Consider the following 25,374-nt stretch of genomic DNA (forward strand, 5'->3'; position numbering starts at 1 on the left):
TGGTGTCAACCAAAGTTGCTAAAAATCAGGGACGCATGTCGGAGAGCAGTTCCAGCCCTCGGGATACCGCCTCCGCGGGAGCCAGGGAGACGACCTCGGCGGCGACAGCATCCAGAGCCTCGCGGCCGTGGATGGCGTGGATGCGCGCGGCGAGCACGTCCCTGTGCAGACTCGCCACATCCTGTCGCGAGTTGGCCCGCTCGGCCACCGCGAACAGCGTCAGGCCGGTGCGGATCCACCGGTCGGAGGACGCATGGTGCTCGACCGTTCGCGGGTCGAGCATCCACATCGCGTAGCCGACGAAGCCCGACCCCATCACCGGCTGGTCGAGCGTCGGAGGACTGAGGCGCGCCGTGACCAGGATGCGCCTGCGGAGGGCGGCGGCCGCCTCGTCGGTCTCGTCCCACTCCACCGCGGCTCGGTCGACCGGAACCCCGCCCACCGCATCCGCATGCGCCCGCAGCCGGGTCACGAGGGCCGCCGCACCCAGCATGATCATCCACGGGCTCATCGCTCCGGCGCGAGGATCGGTCGACTCGGAGATCGCCGCGAGCGCCTGCGCGTACAGCCGGACCGCTTCGGCGTGATCGCCCTCGGCCCGCGCGATCTCGGCCATGCCGGCGTGCCCGATGGCGTAATAGTCGGCGTAGTCGAACCCGGTGCGGTCCACCTCGGCGGCGAGGTAGCGCTCCAGCAGCCGGCGGCCGCGCGCGGTGTCACCCGTCGAGATCGCATTGATGGCGATCAGCCAGTCGAGCTGGCGCAGGTCGCCGTCCGCGTGCAGCAGCGCCATCTGCTCGTACGCCCGCTGGCCCCACTCCAGGGCGGCGGCCGGATGCGCGAGCTGGCTGTGCGACTGTGCGATGGACTGGGCGGCCGAGGCCAGCGACCAGGCGTCTCCGACGAGCTGCGCGCTCTCCCACGCGCGCGTTCCGGAGCGGAGGGCTTCATCCAGCTCGCCCGCGTTCTCGTGCAGTTGGGCGAGCAGCAGATTTCCGATGGCGGCGTTCTCCGGGTCGGTGGAGGCGGCGTACTCGCCGAGCAGCGCGATTCCGGAGTCGGCGCGGCCGGCGTGCAGCACGAGCGCCGACATCGCATCCAGGCGCGGGATGCCGAACGGTCCGCTGCGACGCAGCCGGCGCAACCGCGAGATGGCCCGCGCCGCAGTGCGCAGGTCGACGAAGAGGAAGGTGCCCCCGATGATCGTGTAGCAGGCGGCGACGGCGTCCCGCAGCTCGCCCGAGGGCTCGTAGTCCGAGAGCGCGGTCATGATCGCAGGGCCGAATCCGAAGACCTCCGAGTGGGCGCTGCGCAGCGACCAGTAGTAGGCAAGGGTGGCGAAGACCACCGCGACGGTGTCCGTGCGGCCGCCGTCCAGCGCCGACCGCAGCACGGCGACCAGGTTGTCCTGCTCCGCGGTCACCCGCTGGAACGTCGCCACCTGCTCGCGGCCGTGCATGCGCGCGAGCGCGTCGCGGCAGAAGGCGGTGGCCCACGCATCCATACCGGCCACCACGGCGTCCACCTCGCCGGCCGCCACGAGCTCATGGTCGGCGAACTCGCGGACGGTCTCCAGCATCCGGTACCGCAGCAGACCGGTTCCGCGGTCCTCCACCACGGCGACCAGCGACTGCTCGACCAGCGCGTCGAGGTCGTCGAGGACCGCGCCGGCGGACGGGCCGGCGACGGCTTCCGCCGCCTCGGCGCTGAAGCCGTCGGGGAAGCATGACAGCCGTCGCAGGAGTGCCTGCTCGGAGGCGCCCAGCAGGTTCCAGCTCCACTCGATGACCGCGAACAGCGTGCGGTGCCGCTCGGGCGCCGTGCGCTCGCCGCCGGTCAGCAGGACGAAGCGGTTGCCCAGTCTGCGCTCGATCTCCTCCACCGACAGGGAGCGGGTGCGCGCGGCCGCCAGCTCGATGGCCAGGGGCAGGCCGTCGAGGCGGTCGCAGAGACGCGCGACGACGTCGAGGGGGAGCACGACACCCGGCCGCGCGGCCCGCGCGCGCTCGACGAAGAGGGCGACGGCCGGGCCGTAGTCGCCGAGCCCGGGCGTGCCCGTGTCGCCGTCGGAGCTCCGGAGCGAATCCAGGGCATACACGCGCTCGGCTCCGATGTGCAGCGGCGCGCGGCTGGTCGCCAGCACCCGCACGGTGGTCGTGGAGTCGAGGATGTCCTGCACGTACGCGGCCGCCGCATCCACGATGTGCTCGCAGTTGTCGACGATCAGCAGCGTCTCGCGCTCCGCGAGCAGCCCCAGGATGCGCGATCGCAGGTCGAGCTGCGCGCCAGGGTCGGTCGGACGGGCGGCTCTCGCCTCGCGGATGCCGAGGGTGGACGCGAACGCAAGCACCACATCCTCGCCCGTGCGGACGCTGGCAAGCTCGACGACGATCACCGCCGGAGTGTGGACCGCGCGGGCACCGACCTCCTGCGCGAGACGCGTCTTGCCGAGGCCGCCGGCGCCGAGGATGGTGGTCAGCCGGGAGGTCGCGACCAGGTCCTCGACGGCCTCCAGATCGTATTCGCGACCGATCAGCGCGTTGGGCGCGGACCGCAGGCCGATACGGACGTGGCGGGAGGCCGCGGGGCGATCCTCGTCGTCCGACGCGAGCAGCTCGGCGTTGAGGGCCACCAGGTCGGGGCCGGGACGCGTCCCGAGGCGGTCGAGGAGAGCCTCCTTGAGCTCGGCGAACGCCAGGAGGGCCTCGCTGCGGCGCCCCGCATCGGCCAGCGTCCGCAGCTGCTCCAGCCGCAGGGTCTCGTCGAGCGGTCGCCGTTCGATCAGGGGGTGCAGGTCGGCGAGGGCGCCCGCGTGATCCCCGGTCGCACGTCGAGCCTTCGCCCGGACCAGGAGAAGGTCGTCGTGCAGGGCGGCCGCCTGCTGCAGCAGGGCATCGGCGAGCGGCGAGCTCCCGAGTTCGGCGCCGGGTTCTCCCCGCCACAGGCCGAGCGCGGCCGACGTCTCTGCGACGGCTGCCCGGGCGTCGCCGGCGCGGAGGGAGGCATCCGCCCGGTCGAGCGCACGGCGCGCCCAGCCGAAGTCGGTCTCCTCGGGAGAGAGCGCGAGTGCGTAGCCGCTCGGGGTCGACTCGAGGAGCCCGTCGGCGCTCGTGGTGCGTACGCGGGACACCAGTGTCTGCAAGGCGGCGCGCTCCTGTCGCGGCGGGGTGTCATCCCACAGGTCCTCGACGAGAGACGGCACGGTCGCCGCCCCTCGGGCGAGGACGAGCGCCACGATGAGGCTCTTGCCGAGCGCGCCCGCGGGCTCGGACAGCGCTCCGCCGCGGTCTTCCACGAGCACCGGGCCGAGCACGGCGACGCGGGGAGACGGGGGCGCGGTCTGCACCCGCCGATCTTAGCCAGTGCGCCCGAGCGCGTGTGTAGGCTCGGCCACATGGCGTTCGACTGGTCGCAGTTCTACGAGGAGCAGGGTGGACGCGGCGTCCGGCCGACCTTCCAGAGTGCGCTCGCCGCCTGGGCGGCCGCGGGTGACGGCGCACCCGGCGAGGCGATCGACCTCGGCTGCGGCGACGGCGTCGAGACCCGGCACCTGGCCGAGCACGGCTGGTCGGTGCTGGCGACGGATGCGGACCCCGGCGTCGAGGAACGCGTGCTGGCGGGGCTGTCTCCCGAGGCGGCCGGGCGCGTGACGGTTCGCCGCACGCGCTTCGAGCAGCTGGGTGAACTGCCGCCTGCGGACCTCGTCTATGCGGGCTTCGCGCTGCCGTTCTGTGACGAGAGCCACTTCCCGTACCTGTGGGCGGACATCCGCGAGGCGCTCCGCCCGGGCGGGTTGTTCGCAGGGGAGTTGTTCGGGCCGCACGACGAGTGGGTCGGGCGGCCCGGGATGAGCTTCCACGACCGCGCGCAGGTCGAGGGGATGCTGACCGGTATGGAGGTGCTGCAGCTGGTCGAGGACGACCGCCGTGGGATGTCGTTCGAGGGCCCGAAGCGCTGGCACGTCTTCCACATCGTGGCCCGCGCCTGAGACGCCCAGGGTCAGTCGCACCCCGAGTGGGAACTGCCCCTCAGCCGGCGCTGAGCCAGACCGCGGCGAGCGCCAGCAGAGCGATCAGAAGCCAGGACACGAGCCCCGTCGCGAGCGCCCGCCAGCCGGTGCCGACCAGCGTGCGCAGCCGGACCGCGGTTCCCAGACCGAACAGCGCCATCGCGAGCAGCAGCGTCTGCACGGTGTCCGCCCCCTCGCTCACGACCGTCGGCAGCGGGAGGAACGTGCGCACCAGTGCGGCGACGAGGAATCCGGCGACGAACAGCGGGACGATCGGCGGCCGCTTGGCGGCAGGGTCGCCCTCGACGAGCCTCCGGCGCTCCACCACGGCGGTGATCGCGACCATCGGCGCCAGCATCAGCACCCGGGTCAGCTTGACCACCACGGCGACGGCGAGCGCACCGGCTCCCGCGATCTGCGCGGTCGCCACCACCTGCCCCACATCGTGGACCCCGGCGCCCACCCAGTGCCCGAACTTAGCCGCATCCAGTCCCAGCGGGTGCCATAGCACCGGCAGGACGAAGATGGCGAGCGTCCCGCACAGCGTGACCAGGGCGACCGGTGTGGCCGCCTCCTCGTCCTTCGGCTTCACGACTCCGCTCATCGCGCCGATCGCCGAGGCGCCGCAGATCGAGAACCCGGTCGCGATCAGGAGGGGCTGGTGGCCGGGCAGCCGGAACAGCCGGCCGATCCAGAACGTCCCGACGAAGCTGATCAGAACGACCGCGACGGTGGTCGCGATGGTCACCCAGCCGAGGCCCGCGATGTCGCCCAGACTCAGCTTGAGCCCGAGGAGCACCACGCCGAGGCGCATCAGACGTTTGGCGCTGAGTGAGAGACCCGGTGCCAGGACCCCGGTGATCGCCGGTCGGGCGACCGGAAGCTGACCGACCACGATGCCGAGCACGACGGCAGCGGTCAGCAGTGGGACCGCCGGCGCCAGCCAATGCACCGCCCAGGCGACCGCAGCGGCGAGCAAGCAGACGGCGACGCCGGGTAGCCAGGGCACAGGACGGCGGACGTCACCGACGGGAGAACTCACCCGTCCATTCTGGCGAGCATCCACTCAGAGTGCGGACAGCAGCTTCGTCCCGTTCGGCACTCCGAGCCCGGTGCAGGCGTCCCACCCGGCGGCCGCCCGGTAGGCGCCGTTGTCGCCCGCTGTGATGTCGCGGAACCCGGCCGCGACCTGACCGGCCGCCACCGAGTCGTAGAGCAGCGGCTGGGCGAGCCCGAGCGGCTTGCCGGTCGACTGGGCGAGCCGCGCGACGAGGGCTGCCCATAGCGGTGCCACCGCGCTGGTGCCGCCGATCACGGTGTCCTGCCCGTCGACGCGGACACGGTACCCGGTCTGCGGGTCGGCCACGGCCGACACATCGGGCACGCCACGGCCGCCGGGGCCGTTGGAGGACCCTCCGGCGTCGGTGTCGTCGGCTCCCGCCGGCACGCCGACGCCCTTCTGCCAGCTGGGGAGCGGGAACACCGCGCTGACCCCGCCGCCGGTCGCGCCGCGGCCGGTCCCGTTGTTCCACACCGTCTCGGACCTCACGGCGCCGGTCGCGGTGTCGGCCTCCAGCCGGGTGCCGCCGCAGGCGAGCGCATGGGGCGAGGATGCCGGGAAGTCGACGTGCGGCTTCCCGTCGCCGACCCGGTCGCTGCTTCCGTCGTCACCGGCGGCGGCCGTCGTGGTCACGCCGAGCGCGGCCGCATCCTGCAACGCTTGGTCGAACGCCGTCCGGGCCTGGGCCGTCCACTGATCTTCGGACTGGCCCCAGCTGATGCTGATGGCCGCGGGCGTCGGGTCGGCGTGGGCGGCGGTGCTGACCGCGTCCAGGAATCCGGCGTCCGTGTTCGGGGCGAAGTAGACGACGATCGCGGCTGCCGGTGCCAGCGCTCCCGCGACCTCGATGTCGAGCATGACCTCCCCGTCGGCGCCGTTGGGGTTGCCCTCCGGAGCGTTCGAGCCGCCGTCCACCCCGACCGCCGTGACGGAGGGCGTCGGGATCCCGAGCCCCGCGAAGTACGTGTCGAGGTCGGACTGCACGTACCCGCCGCCCAGCTCGATGATCGCGATGGTCTGGCCGCTGCCGTCCGTGCCCTTGGGGAAGGCGTACACCTCGCCGAGCTGCGGCGGCGTGTAGCTCACGTTGACCGCGGCGGCCGGCACGTAGCGGAACTGCGCGCGCGCCTGCGGCCGGTCGTCCAGCCCGAGGACCGCGGTCACGATGCCGGACAGCGCGGCCGGGATGCTCAGCCCGCCCGTGCGCTGCCGGTACGTCGGCGCGTCGTCGCCCGCGTCCTCCGGCGTCGACTGCGCGAGGTCGGTTCCGAACACCCTGGCGACGGTCTCGACGGGGCCGGACACCCGCATCCGTCGTGCGCCCGCATCCACCTCGTCGACCGTCAGGCCGGCGTCCTGCAGCGTGCGGCGGACCAGCTCGACGTCCTCCGGCGATGCGCCGTAGCGCTCGGCGAGCTCGTCGCGGGTGAGCGGCGACGTGAAGGCGCTCTCCGGCAGTTCTGCGCGTCGCCGGAGAACGACGGTCGCCTCGACGCGCGAGCCGGCGGCGAGTCCGCCGTGTGCGCGGAAGCCGGGCCGCTGCGGGCGCTCACTACCGGGAAGGGGGACCAGATCCAGGGGCTGTTCGGCGTCGTTCATACCCCTCGGTCTACCACCGGCCAGTGACACTTCCCAGTGTCAGGGCACCGCCCGCTCAGACCCAGCTCGGCAGCCACATGTGGATCTGCCAGAACCAGAACGGCACCTGCTGCCCGGTCCAGATCGGCCAGAAGAACGCGCTCACCACGGCACACGCCGCCAGGAACACCCCCGTCCACAGGATGCCGCGCCGCCGCCGCGGCTCGGGATCCGACCGCCTGCCCAGCACCATCCCGATCACCGCCGTGAGCGCCAGGATGAGGTACGGCTCGAACGCGATCGAGTAGAACGTGAAGATCGTGCGCCCCATGTAGAGCCACCAGGGCAGGTATCCCGCGGCCAGCCCGGTCAGGATGAGGCCGATGCGCCAGTCCCGCGTCCGGACGAGCCAGTACACCAGGAACAGGATCGCCGCCGTCCCCGCCCACCAGATCAGCGGATTGCCGAGCGAGGTGATCGCGGCCGAGCACGAGGTGGTGGCGCACCCGTTCTGCCCCTGCGAGCTGCCGACGTAGTACATGCTCGTCGGCCGCAGCATCAGCGTCCACGTCAACGGGTTGGACTGGTACGGATGCGGCGTGTGCAGGTTGATGCTGTAGCCGTACATCTCGGCCTGGTAGTGCCACAGGTTCTGGATCCAGTGCGGCACCCAGGCGAGCGCCCCCGTCCACTCGCCGTGCACCGCCTCCGCCCAGTTCCGGTAGTACCCGTCGCGCGAGAAGATCCACCCGGCCCAGGTGGCGACATAGGCGACGAACGCCAGCGGCACCATGAGAACGAAGGTGGCGGGCGCCTGCTTGAGCAGCGCTCCGCTGATGTAGAAGGGCAGTTTCTCGCGGCGCCGCGCCACCGCATCCACCACCACCGTGTAGACGGCGAAGAACGCGAGGAAGTAGAACCCGGTCCACTTCACGCCGGCGCAGAGCCCGCACAGGATGCCCGCGGCGATCAGCCACGGACGCCACCACAGCACCGGCCCCCACGCCGGATCCCGGCCCGCGGCCCGCTCGGCGGCCACCCGGGCCGCCAGCCGGTCGGCCGACCACCTCCGGTCGAGCAGGATGCAGCAGAACGCCAGCAGGGCGAAGAACATCACGAAGCCGTCGAGGAGCGCCACCCGGCTCATGACGATCGCGTGCCCGTCGATCGCGAACAGGAAGCCCGCGATGGTCGCCAGCATGGTGGAGCGGAACAGCGTCCGGGCGATCAGGAAGACGAGCAGCACCGCGATCGTCCCGGCCACGGCGGTCGACAGCCGCCAGCCGAACGAGTTGCCCGGCCCGGTGGCGGCCATGCCGAGGCCGATCAGCCACTTGCCGAGGGGCGGATGCGCGACGAAGGACGGATCGGACGAGAAGATCTGCGTCTCTCCGGCGGCGAAGCGGGCGTCTGCCTTGTCGGGCCAGCTGCCCTCGTAGCCGAGGTTCCAGGTCGACCAGGCGTCCTTGACGTAGAAGGTCTCGTCGAACACGAGCGAGTGCGGCTGGCCCAGGTTCCAGAGACGCAGGATCGCCGCGAGCAGGGTCACGCCGATCGGCGCGCCCCAGTACCAGAGCCGCATCCGGGCCGGGGTGCCGAGTACGCGCGCCCACCAGTCGTCGAGGCGGCTGCCCACGCGCTCCGGAGCGACGTGCGCGGCCGGGGCGGCGGTCGGGGGTGCTGAAGTCACCAGGCCATGCTAGGGGCGCAGCCTTCGAGTCGCCTTTCGGCTGACAGACTGGACACCATGATCATCCTCGCGGCCACCCCGATCGGCAACCTGGGCGACGCCTCCCGCCGGCTCGTGGAGGTGCTCGGCGAGGCCGCGGTGGTCGCGGCGGAGGACACGCGCGTCGCTCAGCGCCTGCTCGCCGGGCTCGGTGTCACCAACCGTCCGCGGCTGATCGCGCTGCACGACCACAACGAGCGGGAGCGCGCGCCCGAGCTCGTCGAACTCGCCCGCGACGTGGATGTCGTGCTGCTCTCCGATGCCGGGATGCCGACGGTCAGCGACCCCGGGTTCCACCTCGTGGAGGCCGCAGCGGCGGCAGGCGTCGCGGTGACCGCGCTGCCCGGTCCCTCGGCGGTGCTGACCGCGCTCGCCGTGTCCGGCCTGCCGACCGACCGGTTCACCTTCGAGGGCTTCCTGCCGCGCAAGCAGGGGGAGCGGCTCTCCACCCTCCGCGCCGTGGCCGCCGAGCCGCGCACCATGGTGTTCTTCGAGTCGCCGAACCGGCTGGCCGCCTCCCTCGCCGACATCGCGACGGCGCTGGGCGACGACCGCCGCGTGGTCGTCTGCCGTGAGCTGACAAAGCTGTACGAGGAGGTCAAGCGCGGCACCGCGGCCGAGCTGGCCGCGTGGGCCGCGGATGGGGTCCGGGGCGAGATCGTCATCGTCATCGCCGGAGCACCGGCGCGCGAGGCCGACCCCGAGACGGCGCTGGAGCAGGTGGTCGCCCTGGTCGCGGCCGGAACCCGGCTGAAGGATGCGGCGGCCGAGGTCGCGGACGCCACCGGCCTGAGCAAGCGCGACCTGTACCAGGCGGCGCTCGCCCGGCGTTCCTGAGCGGACGTCAGCGAGCGGGCGTCGGAAGAATTTCCAGCTGGACCGCCGGAAATCTGCTGAACGCGGAGTCTCTGGTGACGAGGGGGAGTCCGTGCGCGAACGCGTGGCCGGCGATCAGCGCATCCTTCAGTCGCATGGCGGATTTCGGCTGAGCCGTCAGGCGGCCGTAGCCGTCCGCTGCCCGGGCGTCGAAATCCATCCAGAATCCCGGGATCGAATCGAGCAGTCGGATGAGCTCGCGCCGGATGGGGACCAGCCTCTGCTTCGCAGGGTCCTCCTCGAAGGCCTCCCGTCCGCGTACGAGTTCCGCTCGGCAGATGGTCGAGGAGGCGTAGTCCTCGATTCCTGTGATGATCTCGGGAGTGAGGCCGGCCACGATCACGCTCGTGTCGAGCATCGCCCGGGGCGTCACCGCGCGTCCCCGACGACCTCGGAGGACCGGCTCGCGGAGAGGTCGGCCAGCTCCGCGGCGACATCGTCGGGATCGGTCATTCGGGCGAGAAGTCCGAGTTGGGCTTTGACGCCCTCCAGTCCGTCATCGGTGTCGTCGACGGGCACGAAAGCCGCACGAACCTTCCCGTGGTTGGTCACGAGCGCGCCGGTCTCGAGATAGCGGACGGGGTTCGATTTGAACGCGCTGATCGGGACGCGCGGGAGGTCGTCTGCTGGGGCGATCTTCATGATATCGGCTCCGATCGTGTTGAATCGGAGCCATTCTATCCCGGATTGAACCGGTGGGCGGAGACCGATCGGCGGCGCTCGCCCGGCGTTCTCCACAGGCGGAGTAACACGCGGGATCGCGCGCGCCCGCGCCCGTAGGATAGTCACCATGTCCGATGGCTCTTCCTTCTACATCACCACGCCGATCTTCTACGTGAATGATGTCCCGCATATCGGGCATGCGTACACGGAGGTCGCGGCCGACGTCCTCGCCCGTTGGCACCGCCAGGCCGGCGACGACACCTGGCTGCTGACCGGCACCGACGAGCACGGCCAGAAGATCCTCCGCACCGCCACCGCCAACGGCACGACGCCGAAGCAGTGGGCGGACAAGCTCGTGACGGAGGAGTGGCTGCCGCTGCTCGAGACCATCGACATCTCGAACGACGACTTCATCCGGACGACGGACGAGCGGCACGAGGTCAACGTCCAGAAGTTCCTGCAGAAGCTCTACGACGACGGCTACATCTACGCCGGCGAGTACGAGGCCCTCTACTGCGTGGGGTGCGAGGAGTTCAAGCCGCAGAGCGAGATCGTCGACGGGACGGGCGAGTACGAGGGCCAGAAGGTCTGCGCCATCCACTCGAAGCCGCTGGAGCTGCTGCAGGAGAAGAACTACTTCTTCCGCATGAGCCAGTTCGCCGACCGCCTGCTCGCCCTCTACGAGGAGCGGCCCGACTTCGTCCAGCCCGAGTCGGCGCGCAACGAGGTCGTCAGCTTCGTGCGCCAGGGTCTCTCCGACCTGTCCATCTCGCGCTCGAGCTTCGACTGGGGCATCAAGGTGCCGTGGGATGAGTCACACGTCGTCTACGTGTGGTTCGACGCCCTGCTCAACTACATCACCGCGGTCGGCTACGGGCAGGACGACGAGGAGTTCGCCCGCCGCTGGCCCGCGAACCACCTGGTCGGCAAAGACATCCTGCGCTTCCACGCCGTCATCTGGCCCGCGATGCTGATGGCTGCGGGACTCGACGTTCCCACGCGCGTCTTCGGCCACGGCTGGCTGCTCGTCGGCGGCGAGAAGATGTCCAAGTCGAAGCTGACCGGGATCGCGCCCACGCAGATCACCGACACGTTCGGGTCCGACGCGTTCCGGTACTACTTCATGCGCGCGATCAACTTCGGGCAGGACGGCTCGTTCAGCTGGGAGGATCTGACGGCCCGCTACCAGGCGGAGCTCGCGAACGGCTTCGGCAACCTCGCTTCGCGCGTCATCGCGATGGTGACGCGCTACTACGAGGGGATCGTGCCGCCCGCGGCGGACTACCAGGAGGTCGACCGGGCCGTGCAGGAGGTCGTGCGCACGGCTGCGGCCGACGCCGACGCGGCCATCTCGCGCCTCGCCATCCACGACGCGCTCACGGCGATCTGGCGGATCGTCGACGAGCTGAACGGCTACATCACCGAGCAGGAGCCGTGGACCCTGGCGAAGGACGACAGCCAGCGCGAGCGCCTCGGCACGGTGCTGTACACCGCAGCAGAAGGGCTCCGCGCCCTCGCCGTTCTGCTGTCGCCGGTCATCCCGGTGGCCACGGGCAAGCTGTGGGAGGCACTCGGGGTCGAGGGCGAGCTGGGTGCGCTCGCCGCGCAGCCGCTGCGCGCCGCGGGGAACTGGGGACAGCTTCCCGCGGGCACCGAGGTCAACGGTCTCGCCGCCCTGTTCCCGCGGATCGATGCGGAGGCGGTCGCCGCCGTATGACGGACCCGTCGTTCATCCGGCAGCGCCACGTCACCGACGGCCGCGATCTGGCGTACCCGCCGCTCCCCGAAGCTCTCGTGGTGCCCGTGTACGACAACCACACGCACCTCGAGATCGCCGACGGCGAGGAGCCGCTCGACTACCGCGAGCACCTCGACCGCGCCTCGAGCGTCGGCGTGCGCGGCGTCGTCCAGGTGGGCAACGACGTGGAGACGTCGCGCTGGTCCGCCGAGACCGCGGCCGTCGAGCCGCGGATGCTCGCCGCGGTGGCGCTGCACCCGAACGATGCCCCGGACTACGCCGAGCGCGGCGAGCTGGATGACGCCCTCGCCGTGATCGCCGAACTCGCGGGCCGCCCGCGCGTGCGCGCCGTCGGCGAGACCGGCCTCGACTTCTTCCGCACGGAGGAGGGCCCGCGGCGCGACGCGCAGTTCCGGTCGTTCGAGGCGCACATCGAGATCGCCAAGCAGAACGGGATCGCTCTGCAGATCCACGACCGCGATGCCCATGCCGCCGTCGTGGCGACGCTGAAGCGGGTCGGCGCCCCGGAGCGCACGGTCTTCCACTGCTTCTCCGGCGACGTCGAGCTCGCCCGCATCTGCGCCGACAACGGCTGGTACATGTCGTTCGCCGGGAACATCACCTTCAAGAACGCGCCGAACCTGCGCGAGGCCCTCGCCGCCGCGCCCCGCCACCTGATCATGGTGGAGACCGACGCGCCGTTCCTGACGCCGATGCCGTTCCGCGGCCGCCCGAACGCGCCGTACCTCATCCCGCACACCCTCCGGGCGATGGCCGAGGTGATCGGCACGGACGCGTCAACGCTCGCCGCGCAGATCAACTCCAACACCGAGCTGGTCTACGGCCGGTGGGACAGCGAACCGGTCGGCTCGCCGCCCACCCGGCCGATCGGGATCATCGCGTGAGCGAGGTGCGCCTCCTCGGGCCCGCCGAGATCCGCGATCTGGCCGAGCTGCTCGACGTGACGCCGACCAAGAAGCTCGGGCAGAACTTCGTCATCGACGGCAACACCGTCCGCCGCATCGTGCGGATCGCCGAGGTGCAGGCGGGAGATCGCGTCGTCGAGATCGGCCCGGGACTCGGCTCGCTCACCCTCGGTCTGCTCGAAGCCGGTGCGGACGTGGTCGCCGTCGAGATCGACGGCCGGCTCGCTGAGCAGCTGCCGACGACCGTCGGCCAGCTCGCGGCGGAGGCCGCAACGCGCCTGACCGTCGTGCACCGGGATGCGCTCGCCGTCACCGAGCTTCCGGCGGACCCGGTGCGCCTGGTCGCCAACCTCCCGTACAACATCTCGGTCCCGGTGCTGCTGCACTTCCTGGAGCGCTTCCCGACCCTGCAGTCGGGAGTCGTCATGGTGCAGGCCGAGGTGGGCAACCGGATCGCGGCGAAGCCCGGCTCCAAGGTCTACGGCGCTCCGAGCGTGAAGGCCGCCTGGTACGGCGCGTGGCGGACCGCGGGGTCGGTGAGCCGGCAGGTTTTCTGGCCCGTGCCCAACGTCGACTCGATCCTCGTCGGCTTCGAGCGTCATGCGGAGCAGCCGGGCGACGAGACCCTGCGGTTGCGCACCTTCGCCCTCGTGGATGCGGCCTTCCAGCAGCGCAGGAAGACCCTCCGGCAGGCCCTCGCGCCGGTGTTCGGCGACCCGTCCTCGGCCGCGACCGCGCTCGAGGCGGCCGGTCTCTCGCCCAGCCTGCGCGGTGAACAGCTGGCCCTCGCCGACTTCGTGCGGCTGGCGTCCGTTCCCGTCGCGTAGGCCGGCGGCGGCCGCCCGTGCGGCAGCGGGGAGCCCGTGGGGTGTGTAGGTTGGAAACATGGTGGACGGGTGGGACGTTGACAGCGTGCACGTTCGCGCTCCCGGCAAGGTCAACGTCTTCATGCGGGTCGGTGCCGTCATGGAGGACGGCTACCACGACGTCGCGACCGCCTACCAGGCCCTCTCGCTCTACGAGGACGTGCGCGCCTATCCGGCCGACGACTTCTCGCTGACCTTCGGCGGCAGTATCGACACGAGCAACCTCCCGCTCGACGATGCGAACCTGGCCATCAAGGCCGCCCGTCTGCTCGCGAAGCGCACCGGTTACACCGGTGGCGTGCGCTTGGAGATCGACAAGCACGTGCCCGTCGCCGGCGGGATGGGCGGCGGGTCCGCCGACGCCGCGGCCACCCTCGTCGCCTGCGACGCGTTGTGGGGGACGGACATCGGGCGGGAGGAACTGCTCGCGCTGGCGGCCCGCCTCGGCGCGGACGTCCCGTTCGCGCTGGTCGGAGGCACCGCGATCGGGACGGGACGCGGTGACCGGCTGAGCCCGGCGCTCGCGACCGGCCAGTTCCATTGGGTGCTGGCGCTGCCCGAGGGCGAGCTGAGCACTCCACGCGTTTACGAGGAGCTGGACCGGCATCGCGAACGCCACGCGGGCGACATCGCTCCGGCGCAGGCGACGCCCAGCGTCGACTCCGCCGTGCTGCAGGCCCTCCGTGCCGGGGACTCCGCGATGCTCGCGGAAGCGCTCAGCAACGACCTGCAGGCGCCGGCCATCCACCTCGTCCCCGAGATCGCCGATGTCATCGAACTCGGCGAGATGAATGGCGCCCTCGCCGGAATCGTCTCCGGCTCCGGGCCGACGGTCGCCTTCCTCGCGGCCGACCTCGACTCGGCCCTCGACCTGCAGATCGCCCTGAGCGCGTCGCGGGTGCGCGCGGTCCGGGCGACCGGGCCGGTGCACGGCGCGCGCATCGTCGGCGAGTGACCGCTCCCGCCGGCGCAAAGCGGCGAAGCGGGACCAGAGGATGCCCGGCTGACGGCACGCGTCGGGTTGAGACGATTCGTCGAGTGCGGAAACGTATCCGCGGACCGGGCCGGGCATCCCAGGTCCCTTCACAGTACCGAGGGGATGCGCGGCCCTCCAACGGGGGTGGCGGAAACCGTCAAGACTTGACGGGTCTCCTCCGCGAGAGGGTTCGCAGGTCCCGGCGCGACCGGAGCCCGAGCTTCGACAGGATGTTGCGCACGTGGAAGTTGACGGTGGTCACGGACACGTAGAGGCGCTCCGCGATCTCCTTGTTCGTCATCCCCGCCGCGAGGGCGTGCGCGACCTGGCGCTCGCGGGTGGTGAGCGTCGCCAGGGGATCGGCTGCGGCCGACGGGATCGCGGTCGCCTCGAGCAGGCGCACGCAGCGCGCCAGGTAGCCGGACGCTCCGAGCCGGCGGAAGGTCGCGGCCGCCGCCTCCAGTTGCTCCCGCCCACGGGCCGCGTCGCCCGCCGCGATGCTCGTGCGGCCGGCGTCGAAGGTGGCCACGGCCTGGGGGAACGGGAACCGGTCAGCGCCCGGGTCCTCGAGCGCTGCCTGGTAGGCGGCGACCGCCTCGGCGGCGCGTCCCTCGCCCTCGAGCACACGTCCCTCCAGCCAGCGGAGGGAGCCGTAGTACGGACGCCACAGTCCGGGCGCCGCGCAGAGACTGTACGCCGCGCGCGCGTCCTCGCCGCGTCCCAGCGCGGCCAGCGCATCCACCCGGTAGGTCAGCCAGCCGAGGGTCGAGCCGCGCGAGGCGGCGGCTTCCGCCTGCTCGGTCGCGGCCAGCTGGTCCTCGGGGCGGCCGAGCGCGCGCGCCAGCTCCGCGCGTGCCAGGTAGGGAAGGTCGCCGTCGTACGAACCCGTGATCCGTGGATCCGCCTGGGCTGCGGCACGCAGGCGCTCATCGACCGCGTCGGACTCGCCCCGCCCGGCCCGCACCAGGGCCGAGACCCAGAGCGCGATCGGCCAGCAGGACAGGTCGGTCTCGTCGAGCGCGAGCGCGACGGCCGTGTCGGCGAGCGTGACCGACTCCTCCCAGTCACCGGTGAGGAACAGGATGTGCGCGTACATCGTCCGTGCGAAGCCCGCCGTCCAGCTGGTCGGGAAGCGGCGCGCCAGCTCGTTGGCACGGGAGAGGTCGGCCTGGGCGCGCCCGATGTCGCCGCTCAGGATGAACACGCGGGACCGGCTGACCAGCGCATCCACCGCGGCCGGTGACTCGTGACCGACGACCAGGGCGTCGAGTTCCGCGATGAGCGGCTCGAACAGGTCCTGGCGGCGGGAGTGCGCGGCCGAGTTGATCGCCCAGCCGAGCAGGCGGGTCAGGTCGTCCTGGGGAGCGGCGAGCCAGCGGAGCGCCGGATCGGCGACCTCGGACGGGTCGGGACTTTCGGCGATGTGCCGTCGCGCGGCATCCAGGTGGTCGAGCACGGCGGGGAAGTCGCCGGTCGCCATCAGCACCTTGGCCAGCGCCTCCGCGGCATGCGAGCGGATCGCCCGCTCGTCGGCCGTCGTCGCGGGCCGTGTCTCGAAAGCCAGGGCGAGAGCGAGCGCGCCGGGGAGGTCGCGGGACAGCGTCCGGAGCTCCAGGAGCACAGCGTCCCGGGTGGGGGAGGGCGGCAGGGCCTCGAAGGCGGGTCGCAGGTCGAGGATGCGCTCGTGCATCCGGAATCTCATGGCGATGAGTCCGAGCTCCAGCAGCGCGCGCTCGGCCTCCGCTCCGGCGGCCAGGTCGACGGCCGAGCGCGCGTAGCTCAGCGCCTGCTCGGCCTGGCCCAGGTCCGAGACGGTACGGGCGGCCGCGAGCAGCTCGTCGACGAGGGTCGGGTCGGCCTCGTGAGCGGCCTCCACGCGGTGGCGCAGCGCTCGGTGCCCTGACAGGACCTCGGCGGCGACCCGGTGGATGGCGACACGGGCGTCGAGCGGCACCTCGGCAGCGAGCGCATCCGCGAGGATCGCGTGGGCGGGCTCCACCCGAACCACGCCGTCGCGGGTCTCGGCGAGCACGAGCCCGCGGGCGACAGCGCCGTGCACGTGGACGTCCGCACCGAGCCGGGTGGCGATGGTCCCCACGACGGGAAGCGGCAGGGGGTCGCGCAGCACCGCCACCAGCTCGGCTGCCGCTCGGACGGACGCGTCGGCCCCCTCGAGCGAGGCCGAGATCGCGGTGCCGAGAGGTGTGATGGCCGTGGCCGGGATGTCCCAGCCGGCGGGATGCAGGGCTTGCGCGAACGTCTCGCGCAACTGGCCGAGCAGCACGCCGAGCAGCAGCGGCGAGCCCTGTGTCGCGTCGGTGAGCCGGGTCGCGGTGCGGCGGGAGACCGGGTGTCCGAGGATGTGCCGCGCCAGGTCCTGGGTGTCCCCGACGGTCAGCGGGGTGAGATCGATCCGCGCATGGTTCGCCGTCGCCGATGCGAGGTCGTCGAACAGGGCGGCGACGGGGTTCTCGACCGGACGGGTCGCCGCGACGAAGAGGAACCCGTGGTCGGTGAGGCGCCGGACCACGAAGCGCAGCGCCCGCGCCGACGGTTCGTCCACCCACTGCGCGTCGTCCACGACCAGGCACACCGGCCCGGGTATCGCGTCGATGGCGTCGAGCAGCAGGCGTCCGACCGTGAGCGGGTCGTCGCCCGCGTCCGGCAGCCGGATGGGGTCGGAGGCGCTTCCCCGTCGCGCACGGAGGGTGTTCACTCCCCGCACCAGGGTCTCCACGGTGGCGTGGGCGAGGTCCGATTCGAAGGAGTCGGCGTGGACCCGGATCAGCGTCCAGCCGTCCAGCCGGTCGGCCAGGTCGCCCAGCAGAGCGGTCTTGCCGAGGCCGGCCTCGCCGGTCACGAGGATGGCGCCGCCGCGTTCGCGCGCCCGGTGGGCGACCAGGAGCATCGTCTCCCGCGCTCGATCCCGTCCGAACAGGGGCCGCTCGTCCGCAGCCCGCTTCTCGTCGTTCACGTGCCGCTCCTGTCCCCATCGGCCGTGTCGGGTCGGGTACACGACCGTCCTCGGATCATCGCACAGCGGCGGCATGCTTTCGTTCCCCAGTCCGGGGGTGCGGGCCCCGGTGGTGCGGGCCTAGCGGAGGGTCTCGGCGGACCTCTCAGCCCTCGAGCTGCTCCGAGAGTTCGAGCCAGCGGGTCTCGAGGTCGGCGATCTCGCCCTCCAGACTCCGGAGCTCCTCCGTGAGCCGGCCGAGCCCGACGTAGTCGCTCTGGTCGAAGCGGGCGAGCTCGTCGTGCTTCGCCGCGACCTGGTCGGTCACCTTGGCGAGCCGGCGGTCGAGCGCAGTCAGCTCCTTCTCCGCGGTCCGCAGCGCGGCTCCGGACAGGGCGGGAGTGGAGGATGCGGTCGCCGGAGCCGTCGAGGCGGCGGCCGGAACCGCGCTCTGCTCCCGGCGCAGCTGGAGGTACTCGTCCACGCCGCCAGGAAGGTGGCGCAGCCGGCCATCCAGCACCGCGTACTGCTGGTCCGTGACCCGCTCCAGCAGGTACCGGTCGTGCGACACGACGAGCAGCGTCCCGGGCCAGGAGTCGAGCAGGTCCTCCATCGCGGCGAGCATGTCCGTGTCGAGGTCGTTGGTGGGCTCGTCGAGGATGAGCACGTTCGGCTCGTCGAGCAGGATGAGGAGCAGCTGCAGCCGGCGCTTCTGGCCGCCCGAGAGGTCCTTGACCGGGGTGGAGAGCTGCGCGTTCGTGAACCCGAGGCGCTCCAGCATCTGGCCGGGACTGACCTCCTTGCCGCCGGCGAGGTATGTCGTGCGCTTCTCCGCGACCACGGCGCTGACCCGCTCGTTCTGGATGCCGGCGAGCTCGTCGAGCTGCTGGGTGAGGGTGGCGATCTTGACCGTCTTGCCCCGCTTCACGCGGCCAGAGTCGGGCGTGACGGTGCCCGCCACCAGCCCGAGCAGGGTCGACTTGCCGGCGCCGTTGACGCCCAGGATGCCGGTGCGCTCGCCCGGGGCGATGCGCCACTCCACGTCGCGCAGCACGGTCTTCGGCGGGTACGAGACGGACACATCGAGGAGGTCGACGACATCCTTGCCGAGCCGTGCGGTCGCCAGGCTCGTCAGGGCGACCGTGTCGCGAAGCGGCGGCTCGTCGGCGATGAGCTCGGCGGCGGCGTCCATCCGGAACTTCGGCTTCGAGGTGCGCGCGGGTGCGCCGCGCCGGAGCCAGGCCAGCTCCTTGCGCATGAGGTTCTGCCGCTTCGTCTCGGCGACGGCGGACATGCGGTCCCGCTCCACCCGCTGCAGCACGTAGGCGGCATACCCGCCCTCGAACGGCTCGACGATGCCGTCGTGCACCTCCCACGTCGCCGTCGACACCTCGTCGAGGAACCACCGGTCGTGGGTCACCACCACCAGGGCGCCGGAGCTCGCCGACCAGCGGCCCTTCAGGTGCTGCGCGAGCCACGCCACGCCCTCGAGGTCGAGGTGGTTGGTGGGCTCGTCGAGGAACAGGATGTCGTGGTCGTGCACGAGCAGGGCCGCAAGTGCGACGCGGCGGCGCTGGCCTCCGGACAGTTCGCCGATGGTCGCGTCCCAGCGGATGTCGGCGACCAGCCCGGCCAGCACGTCGCGGACGCGCGGATCGCCGGCCCACAGGTGCTCCTCGCGGTCGCCCACGATGGCGTGCCCGACGGTGAGCTGGGGTGGCAGGATGTCGCGCTGGTCGAGCATCCCGACGGTCACGCCCCGCCGGCGCGTGACCCGGCCCGAGTCCGGCTCCAGGGTGCCGCCGAGGAGCTGCAGCAGGGTCGACTTCCCATCGCCGTTGCGGCCGACCACGCCGATCCGGTCGCCCTCCGTGAGCCCGAGCGTGACGGAGTCGAAGACGGTGCGCGTCGGGTACTCCAGGTGGAGCGCTTCCGCGCCGAGAAGGTGAGCCATGAGGGTCTCCAGCCTACCGGGACGGGCGGCATCCGGCCGCGGCGTCAGCCCCATCTGGTAGTGTTTCGCTATCAGCGCCCCCCCAAGGCTCGAGCTTCGGCTTCCTCAAATGCGGGGGGCCTTTTCTTGTCCGCAATTTCTCATAACATGCCGCTGTGGACAAGCCGTTTCTCTGCCTCGACGATCAGGTCGCCCTCCTCGCGGCACGCGGTCTGGACGTGGGCAATCGCGCCGCGGCAGCTTCGTCCCTCCACCGCCTCAACTACTACCACGTGAGTGGCTATGCCCGGGAGTTCCAGGTCGCGCCGTCCCGCGGTGACAACCGGTTCCTCCCGGGCACCACGCTCGACCGCATCCTGCAGCTCGTGGAACTCGACGAACGATTGCGCCTGCTGTTGAGCGAGGCACTGGGGGAGATCGAACTCGGTGTGCGATCCCGATTCGCGTACGAAGCAGGCAAGGAGCTTGGTTCGCGCGCCTTCTACCTCGAGGAATCGTCCTACCTCGACATCACGCCCGACCTCCCGGCACACATCGGGAAGATCCGTCGGGAGCTGTCACGACCGAAGCTCCGAACCGTGAGCCGCTATCGAGATGGCGAGGACTTGTCCGCTGTCCCGATCTGGGTGGCCATCGAGGTCGTCACCTTCGGCGCCTTGGCGAAAACGCTCTGGTACCTGGCGACACCTGCGCCGGCCAACCGGACCGCCGACGCGCTGGGTGTTCAGCGGACGGGATTCGGGTCGACCATCCACAGCTTCGCCGTGCTGCGGAATGTCTGCGCGCATCACGGGCAGCTGTGCCAACGGCCCTTCGACGTGATGTTCTCGACCCTTCCCAAAGAGAAGAAGCGGGAACCCAGACACGAGCCGGCAAGCACGTACACCGCCATCGTCGTTGCCAAACGGTACTTGGCAGCGATGAATCGGCTGCCCGACTGGGGCAGACGAGTGGACGCACTGCTGCACGCGGACGCCGACTTCCGAGACGGCATCCTCAACCCGCTGCCTCGCTGACTGGTCGGCCCCGGGACGGGCGGCAGTAGACTCCCGCCATGGTCACTCACGCCGTCGTGAACCAGCCTCCGCCCCGCGTCGACATCGACGAGTTCGCCGCGAATGCGCCGCTGCGGGAGGGCGTCGAGCGGTACGACGCAGGATGGGCGTCCGCAACGCTCGGCGACGTCGGCCGGCTCGTCGGCTCCTCCGGGTTCCAGCGGGATGCCGAGCTCGCCAACGTCCACGAGCCCCAGCTGCGCGCGTTCGACCGCTGGGGGAACCGCATCGACGAGGTCGAGTACGACGACGGGTACCACCGCATCATCGCCTCCGCGGTCGCCGCCGGCGCCCACACGTCCGCCTGGGCGGAGCCGCGTCCCGGCGCCAACGTCGCCCGTGCCGCCGCCTTCATGCTGTTCGCGCAGGTGGAGCCCGGCCACGCTTGTCCGGTCTCCATGACGCACGCCGCCGTCCCTGTGCTCGCCGCGTCCGCATCCCTCGCCGACGAGTGGATGCCGCGCCTGCTCAGCCGGGAGTACGACGGGCGCCTCACCGCGGGCAAGACCTCCGCGCTGTTCGGGATGGCCATGACCGAGAAGCAGGGCGGCTCGGATGTCCGCGCCAACACGACCCGCGCGCTCGCCGACGGGGACGGCCGCTGGCTCATCACGGGCCACAAGTGGTTCTGCTCGGCGCCGATGTCGGACGCCTTCCTCGTCCTGGCGCAGACCGCGGGCGGGCTCTCCTGCTTCCTCGTGCCGCGTGTGCTGGAGGACGGCGAACGCAACGTGTTCCTCATCCAACGGCTCAAGGACAAGCTCGGCAACCGGTCGAACGCGTCCAGCGAGGTCGAATTCGACGACACGGTCGGCTACCTCCTGGGGGAGGAGGGCCGGGGCGTGCGGACCATCCTGGAGATGGTGAACCGCACCCGGCTGGACTGCGTCTACGGGAGTGCGGCGGGGATGCGGCAGGCCGTGGCCGAGGCCGCCTGGCACGTGCGGCACCGCTCGGCGTTCGGCTCGCGGCTGGTCGACCAGCCGGCGATGGCCGCGGTTCTGGCAGACCTGGCACTGGAGTCGGAGGCGGCGACCACGCTCGCGTTGCGGCTGGCGCGGGCGCACGACGTGGATGCGCCGGACACGGACGTGGCGTTCCGTCGTCTCGCCACGGCGGTCACCAAGTACTGGGTGTGCAAGCGGGGACCCGGCCACGCGTACGAAGCGCTGGAATGCCTCGGCGGCAATGGGTACACCGAGGCGTTCCCGCTGGCCCGGCGCTATCGCGAGCAGCCGGTGATGGCGATCTGGGAGGGGTCGGGCACTGTCATCGCGCTGGATGTGCTGCGTGCGCTGCGGCGCGAGCCGGACGCGTGGGCGGCCTTCGACGCCGAGCTGGCCGGGGCGCGGGGGATCTACCGGACGTTCGACTCCCACCACGATCGGCTGCGTGCGCGTATCGCGTCGTGCGTCGCCTCCGCCGGCGCGGACCCCGACGAGACCGCCGCGGCCGAAGCGTCGGTCCGCCCCCTGGTCGCGGCGCTGGCGGCGGCCCTCCAGGCCTCGCTCCTGATCCGCGACGCGCAGCCTCCCGTCGCCGACGCCTTCGTTGCCGCGCGCCTCGGCCCCGAGCGCGGCGCCCTCTACGGGGAACTCCCCGCCGCCCTGGACCTCCCCGCCCTCCTCACCCGCGCCTAACCCGTCTCGCCCCTCCACCCCCCACCAACGCTTCCTCACTTAATCAGCCGACACGCCGTTCAAGAGCGGATTAACTGAGGGAGCGTTGGTGGGGAGGGGGGAGGGGGTCAGGAGTCGGCGGGGGCTGGGGTGGGGGTGGGGGTGGAGGCGGTGGCGCCGATGGCGCGGTAGAACTCGGAGACGGCCTTGCGGTTGTAGGCGGCGTAGTCGAAGTGACTGTCGGGCACATCGCCGCGGAGGAATGCGCGCATTCCGTCGGCGACGCCGTCCACGCTCTGGGGGACGACCATGCCGCTTCCGGGCGGCAGAGCGTTCTTGGCGGAGGCGAACTCGACCGTGACGATCGGCAGCTGCAGCACCAGCGCCTCCAGGAGCACCATCGGCTGGCCCTCGTAGTCGCTGGACAGCACGAAGCAGTCCGCCTTGGCCATGATCGCGTGCGGGTTGCGCTGCATGCCGGTGAGGAACACCGAGCCCTGCATTCCGAGCTCCGCGACGAGCGCCTCCAGTTCGCCGGCGAGGGGACCCGACCCCACGATCACCAGACGCGTGCGCGGGTTCTCGGCGTGCACGGCGGCGAAGGCGCGGATGAGGCGGGCCTGGTTCTTCTCCGGCGATAGCCGGCCGACGTTCACGAACGTGGTCACGTGGTCGTCGGCGAGCAGCAGTTCCGCCCAGTCGGGGATGGTGCCGAGCTCCTCGTCGAATGTCAGCTCGTGCAGGTCGGCCGCTGCGTTCTCGAGGATGTGCTCGGCGTCGACCGTGTTGAGCGCCGACACGAACTTCTCCGGGGCCGCGTACTCGGCGAGCGACGCGCGGTTGATCTCCGAGAGGGTGGGGGAGACGGACACGAGGTGGTCGTACTGCCCGTACAGGGTGAAGATCTGCGTGAGGCTGTGCAGCATCCGCTTCTCGCCGTTCACCTGGCGGTGCGCGTCCGACGCGAGGTCGTTGTGCAGCCAGATCGCGCGCTGCGCGTCGGGAGAGTGGAGCAGCAGGGTCGCCCAGAACGGGCCGTAGCCGGAGAAGTCGATGACGTAGTCGAAGCGGCTGTCGCCGAAACAGCGGTACCACTCGTCGTCCCACAGCCGGTTCTGCGCGGGGACGTCGGCGTGCTGGGCGATCCGTCCCCGCCGGAACTCGAGGTGCCGAGCGAGGTGGAGCAGCTTCGCGCCGTTCATGCCGCCGACCCGGGGGAACTGCCGGACGTCGGGATGGATCTGCCGCTGCTTCCCGACGACCACGCGCGAACGGCTCTGGGCGAAGAACGCCGAGACGTCGTAGCGGTCGTGGTCGATGTTGTTCAGCAGGTTCAGCGCCGAGGTCGTGATGCCGTTGGGCCGCATCCCGCCGAGGTACAGGAGGATCTTCTGACGGCCGTCCTCGGCCAGGTCGGTGCGCAGGCGGTAGCCGTCGCGCACCCCCCGGAACACGATGTCGATGATGCGCCGGGAGGCCCCGCCGTCCTCGTACGGCGTGAAGCGCCGCTGCATGCCCAGATACCGCTCGCGCGACTCCTCGGGCAGGGCGTCGCCGGTCTCCGCGATCGCGTGCAGTTCGTCGCCGACCTCGCGCGCCGACATCAGCACCGGGCCCGGCCACTCCTCCGGTTCGAAGTACAGCCCCCGCGTCCCGGCGTAGTCGGCGAGGTCGGGAGTGAAGAAGACGATCGGGCGCCCGGTCTGCAGGAAGTCGAAGAAGATGCTCGAGTAGTCCGAGATCAGGATGTCGGTCGCGCCGAGGACCAGGTTGGTCGGGATCTCGTTGGGCACGAGCAGACGCTTCAGCTCGGGCCGGTGCGCCGCCATGGCGTGGACGCTCTGGTGCGTCTTCAGGAGCACGGCGTAGCGGCTGGTGTCGATGCGCTCCTCGATCTGCGCGATGTGCGCGAGCAGCGCATCCAAGTCGTCCTCGGGCCGCCCGAAGGTCTCGCCCTTCCAGGTCGGCGCGTAGAGGATCACCTTGCGGTCGCCGAGCGGCATGTCCGCGTCGATCAGCCGTCGGCGCACCGTCTCGCGCCCGCGGTCGTCGAGGAACTGCCGGTCGATGCGCGGGTAGCCCTCCTCGACGAGCGTGCCGCGGTACACGCCGGACAGCTTGTACCCGGTCTCATACATCTGCTCCGACATGAAGGGGTTCGCCGACAGCAGGTAGTCCGCCTGCACGAAGTTGCGCAGGATGTTCGCGGTCGCGAGCGCGCCGTCCTCGATGTCGTAGCCCATGCGCTTCAGCGGAGTGCCGTGCCAGGTGTTCAGGTACACCTGGCCGGGACGCTTGGCGAAGTCCGGCGGGAACGTCGCGTTGTTCACCAGGTACTGACTGGTGGCGAGAGCGCGGTAGTACGCGGCCGAGCCGTACCGGACGAAGCTCACCCGGGGATCGCCGGCGAACTCCTCGACCGCGTTGCGGTACAGGCCGAGGTCGGAGAGCGCCCAGATGTGGGTGAGGTGCCCGAGGTCGGGCGCTGCGAGCAGCTCCCGGAAGATCGCCTCCGGGTTGTCGAGCATCCCGTTGCCCGAGAACGACTCGTAGAACACCGCCCCCTTCACGATCGGCTGACGCCGCCAGTGCGCGTGGACCTCGAAGCGCGCGGCGCGCTTGATCCGGGACGGGAGTCGCTTCAGTCGGGAGAGTCTCATCGGGGCCGATTTTATGAGAGCGGCATAACAGTCTGCTGGGAGCCGCTCACCCCTCGGCGTCGAACCCGAGGCTCAGCTTGCGCAGCAGCCCCGCCAACCGCTCCGCGTCCGCGGCCGAAAGCCCGTCGAGCAGCTCGGCTTCCGCATCCACGAGCCGCGTGATGGCCGCATCCACCCGGGTGAGGCCCTGTGCGGTCATCTGCACCAGGATGCCGCGGCCGTCGTTGGGGTCGGTGCGGCGCTCGACCAGCCCACGGGCCACGAGCCGGTCGATGCGGTTCGTCATGGTGCCGGAGGAGACGAGCGTCTGCTGGAGCAGCGACTTCGGGCTCAGCTGGTACGGCGTGCCCGCCCGGCGCAATGCGGCCAGCACGTCGAACTCCCAGGAGTCGAGATCGGAACGCCCGAAGGCGCCCCGACGCGCTCGGTCGAGGTGGCGGGAGAGACGGTCGACCCGCGAGAGCACCTGGAGTGGCGCGAAGTCGAGGTCCGGACGCTCGCGCAGCCAGGCGTCCACGATGCGGTCCACCTCGTCGCGTGCGTCGGCCATGCCCCCATGCTATTGGGGGTTCGCAGTGGTCGCGTCTGGCAGACTGTCACCTGCGCGAATCGCGCGTTCCGCCTTGGTGTAATGGCAGCACGACAGCCTTTGGAGCTGTTAGGTCCAGGTTCGAGTCCTGGAGGCGGAGCGTCACCGTAATCCCGAGCCCCT

The 25,374-nt window shown here is 71.3% G+C and carries 18 protein-coding genes and 1 tRNA gene; 9 read left to right on the forward strand and 10 right to left on the reverse strand.

The window, feature by feature from the left end:
* Positions 1-25: 25 nt before the first annotated feature.
* The gene (locus P3F85_RS04215; protein WP_374010002.1) at positions 26-3,346 is read right to left on the reverse strand and encodes a BTAD domain-containing putative transcriptional regulator; all 3,321 of its coding nucleotides are present in this window, start codon (positions 3,344-3,346) and stop codon (positions 26-28) included.
* Between the two features lie 48 nt (positions 3,347-3,394).
* Between P3F85_RS04215 and P3F85_RS04220 the strand changes: the two genes are divergently transcribed.
* Entirely contained in the window at positions 3,395-3,988 is a 594-nt protein-coding gene (locus tag P3F85_RS04220) for a trans-aconitate 2-methyltransferase (protein WP_374010003.1), read from the forward strand.
* 40 nt (positions 3,989-4,028) lie between these two features.
* Here P3F85_RS04220 and P3F85_RS04225 read toward each other — a convergent pair whose 3' ends face one another.
* From P3F85_RS04225 to P3F85_RS04235, 3 genes are read right to left on the reverse strand one after another with little or no spacing between them, the layout of a single operon-like run.
* A complete protein-coding gene (locus P3F85_RS04225) occupies positions 4,029-5,051 on the reverse strand; it encodes a YeiH family protein (RefSeq protein WP_374010004.1) in 1,023 nt (340 codons plus the stop codon).
* Positions 5,052-5,075: 24 nt separating this feature from the next.
* Complete coding sequence (locus P3F85_RS04230) at positions 5,076-6,668, reverse strand: protease pro-enzyme activation domain-containing protein (RefSeq protein ID WP_374010005.1); 1,593 nt, start codon at positions 6,666-6,668, stop codon at positions 5,076-5,078.
* A 55-nt stretch (positions 6,669-6,723) separates the two neighbouring features.
* Positions 6,724-8,337, reverse strand: coding sequence for a dolichyl-phosphate-mannose--protein mannosyltransferase (locus P3F85_RS04235; RefSeq protein WP_374010006.1), 1,614 nt, complete (start codon positions 8,335-8,337; stop codon positions 6,724-6,726).
* Positions 8,338-8,394: 57 nt separating this feature from the next.
* Between P3F85_RS04235 and rsmI the strand changes: the two genes are divergently transcribed.
* The gene (rsmI, locus tag P3F85_RS04240) at positions 8,395-9,213 is read left to right on the forward strand and encodes a 16S rRNA (cytidine(1402)-2'-O)-methyltransferase (RefSeq protein ID WP_374010007.1); all 819 of its coding nucleotides are present in this window, start codon (positions 8,395-8,397) and stop codon (positions 9,211-9,213) included.
* A gap of 7 nt (positions 9,214-9,220) precedes the next feature.
* Here the strand turns inward: rsmI and P3F85_RS04245 are convergent, their stop codons facing one another.
* Both P3F85_RS04245 and P3F85_RS04250 read right to left on the reverse strand, forming a co-directional pair.
* Positions 9,221-9,610, reverse strand: a complete 390-nt coding sequence (locus P3F85_RS04245; protein WP_374010008.1) for a type II toxin-antitoxin system VapC family toxin — start codon at positions 9,608-9,610, stop codon at positions 9,221-9,223.
* Between the two features lie 11 nt (positions 9,611-9,621).
* Positions 9,622-9,894, reverse strand: coding sequence for a hypothetical protein (locus P3F85_RS04250; RefSeq protein ID WP_374010009.1), 273 nt, complete (start codon positions 9,892-9,894; stop codon positions 9,622-9,624).
* Between the two features lie 148 nt (positions 9,895-10,042).
* On the opposite strand from P3F85_RS04250, the gene metG reads away from it, so the two are divergent.
* The 4 genes from metG to P3F85_RS04270 are packed head-to-tail and all read left to right on the forward strand — an operon-like array spanning position 10,043 to position 14,400.
* Positions 10,043-11,632 (forward strand): methionine--tRNA ligase, encoded by a 1,590-nt coding sequence (metG, locus tag P3F85_RS04255; protein ID WP_374010010.1) that lies wholly within the window; start codon positions 10,043-10,045, stop codon positions 11,630-11,632.
* Positions 11,629-12,558 carry a TatD family hydrolase gene (locus tag P3F85_RS04260; RefSeq protein ID WP_374010011.1) on the forward strand — a complete coding sequence of 310 codons (930 nt, stop codon included), beginning with the start codon at positions 11,629-11,631 and terminating at the stop codon, positions 12,556-12,558. Before metG ends, P3F85_RS04260 begins: the two co-directional genes overlap by 4 nt.
* Positions 12,555-13,406, forward strand: a complete 852-nt coding sequence (gene rsmA, locus P3F85_RS04265; RefSeq protein ID WP_374010012.1) for a 16S rRNA (adenine(1518)-N(6)/adenine(1519)-N(6))-dimethyltransferase RsmA — start codon at positions 12,555-12,557, stop codon at positions 13,404-13,406. Before P3F85_RS04260 ends, rsmA begins: the two co-directional genes overlap by 4 nt.
* A 58-nt stretch (positions 13,407-13,464) precedes the next feature.
* Positions 13,465-14,400, forward strand: a complete 936-nt coding sequence (locus P3F85_RS04270; protein WP_374010013.1) for a 4-(cytidine 5'-diphospho)-2-C-methyl-D-erythritol kinase — start codon at positions 13,465-13,467, stop codon at positions 14,398-14,400.
* Between the two features lie 178 nt (positions 14,401-14,578).
* On the opposite strand, the gene P3F85_RS04275 is transcribed toward P3F85_RS04270, so the two are convergent.
* Complete coding sequence (locus P3F85_RS04275; RefSeq protein WP_374010014.1) at positions 14,579-17,395, reverse strand: LuxR C-terminal-related transcriptional regulator; 2,817 nt, start codon at positions 17,393-17,395, stop codon at positions 14,579-14,581.
* A 145-nt stretch (positions 17,396-17,540) separates the two neighbouring features.
* The gene (locus P3F85_RS04280) at positions 17,541-19,328 is read right to left on the reverse strand and encodes an ABC-F family ATP-binding cassette domain-containing protein (protein ID WP_374010015.1); all 1,788 of its coding nucleotides are present in this window, start codon (positions 19,326-19,328) and stop codon (positions 17,541-17,543) included.
* A gap of 155 nt (positions 19,329-19,483) precedes the next feature.
* On the opposite strand from P3F85_RS04280, the gene P3F85_RS04285 reads away from it, so the two are divergent.
* Together P3F85_RS04285 and P3F85_RS04290 are read left to right on the forward strand one after the other, a co-directional pair.
* On the forward strand, positions 19,484-20,344 hold the full coding sequence (locus P3F85_RS04285) for an Abi family protein (protein WP_374010016.1): 861 nt from the start codon (positions 19,484-19,486) through the stop codon (positions 20,342-20,344).
* 38 nt (positions 20,345-20,382) lie between these two features.
* Positions 20,383-22,023: an acyl-CoA dehydrogenase family protein gene (locus P3F85_RS04290; RefSeq protein ID WP_374010017.1), complete on the forward strand. Its 1,641-nt coding sequence runs from the start codon at positions 20,383-20,385 to the stop codon at positions 22,021-22,023.
* A gap of 107 nt (positions 22,024-22,130) precedes the next feature.
* On the opposite strand, the gene P3F85_RS04295 is transcribed toward P3F85_RS04290, so the two are convergent.
* Together P3F85_RS04295 and P3F85_RS04300 are read right to left on the reverse strand one after the other, a co-directional pair.
* Positions 22,131-24,662, reverse strand: coding sequence for a CDP-glycerol glycerophosphotransferase family protein (locus P3F85_RS04295; protein ID WP_374010018.1), 2,532 nt, complete (start codon positions 24,660-24,662; stop codon positions 22,131-22,133).
* A 46-nt stretch (positions 24,663-24,708) separates the two neighbouring features.
* The gene (locus tag P3F85_RS04300) at positions 24,709-25,212 is read right to left on the reverse strand and encodes a MarR family winged helix-turn-helix transcriptional regulator (RefSeq protein WP_374010019.1); all 504 of its coding nucleotides are present in this window, start codon (positions 25,210-25,212) and stop codon (positions 24,709-24,711) included.
* A gap of 67 nt (positions 25,213-25,279) precedes the next feature.
* On the opposite strand from P3F85_RS04300, the gene P3F85_RS04305 reads away from it, so the two are divergent.
* Positions 25,280-25,351 (forward strand) — tRNA-Gln (locus tag P3F85_RS04305).
* Positions 25,352-25,374 lie beyond the last annotated feature (23 nt).

Source organism: Leifsonia sp. T36S-04, assembly GCF_042465655.1.
Taxonomy (GTDB): domain Bacteria; phylum Actinomycetota; class Actinomycetes; order Actinomycetales; family Microbacteriaceae; genus Leifsonia.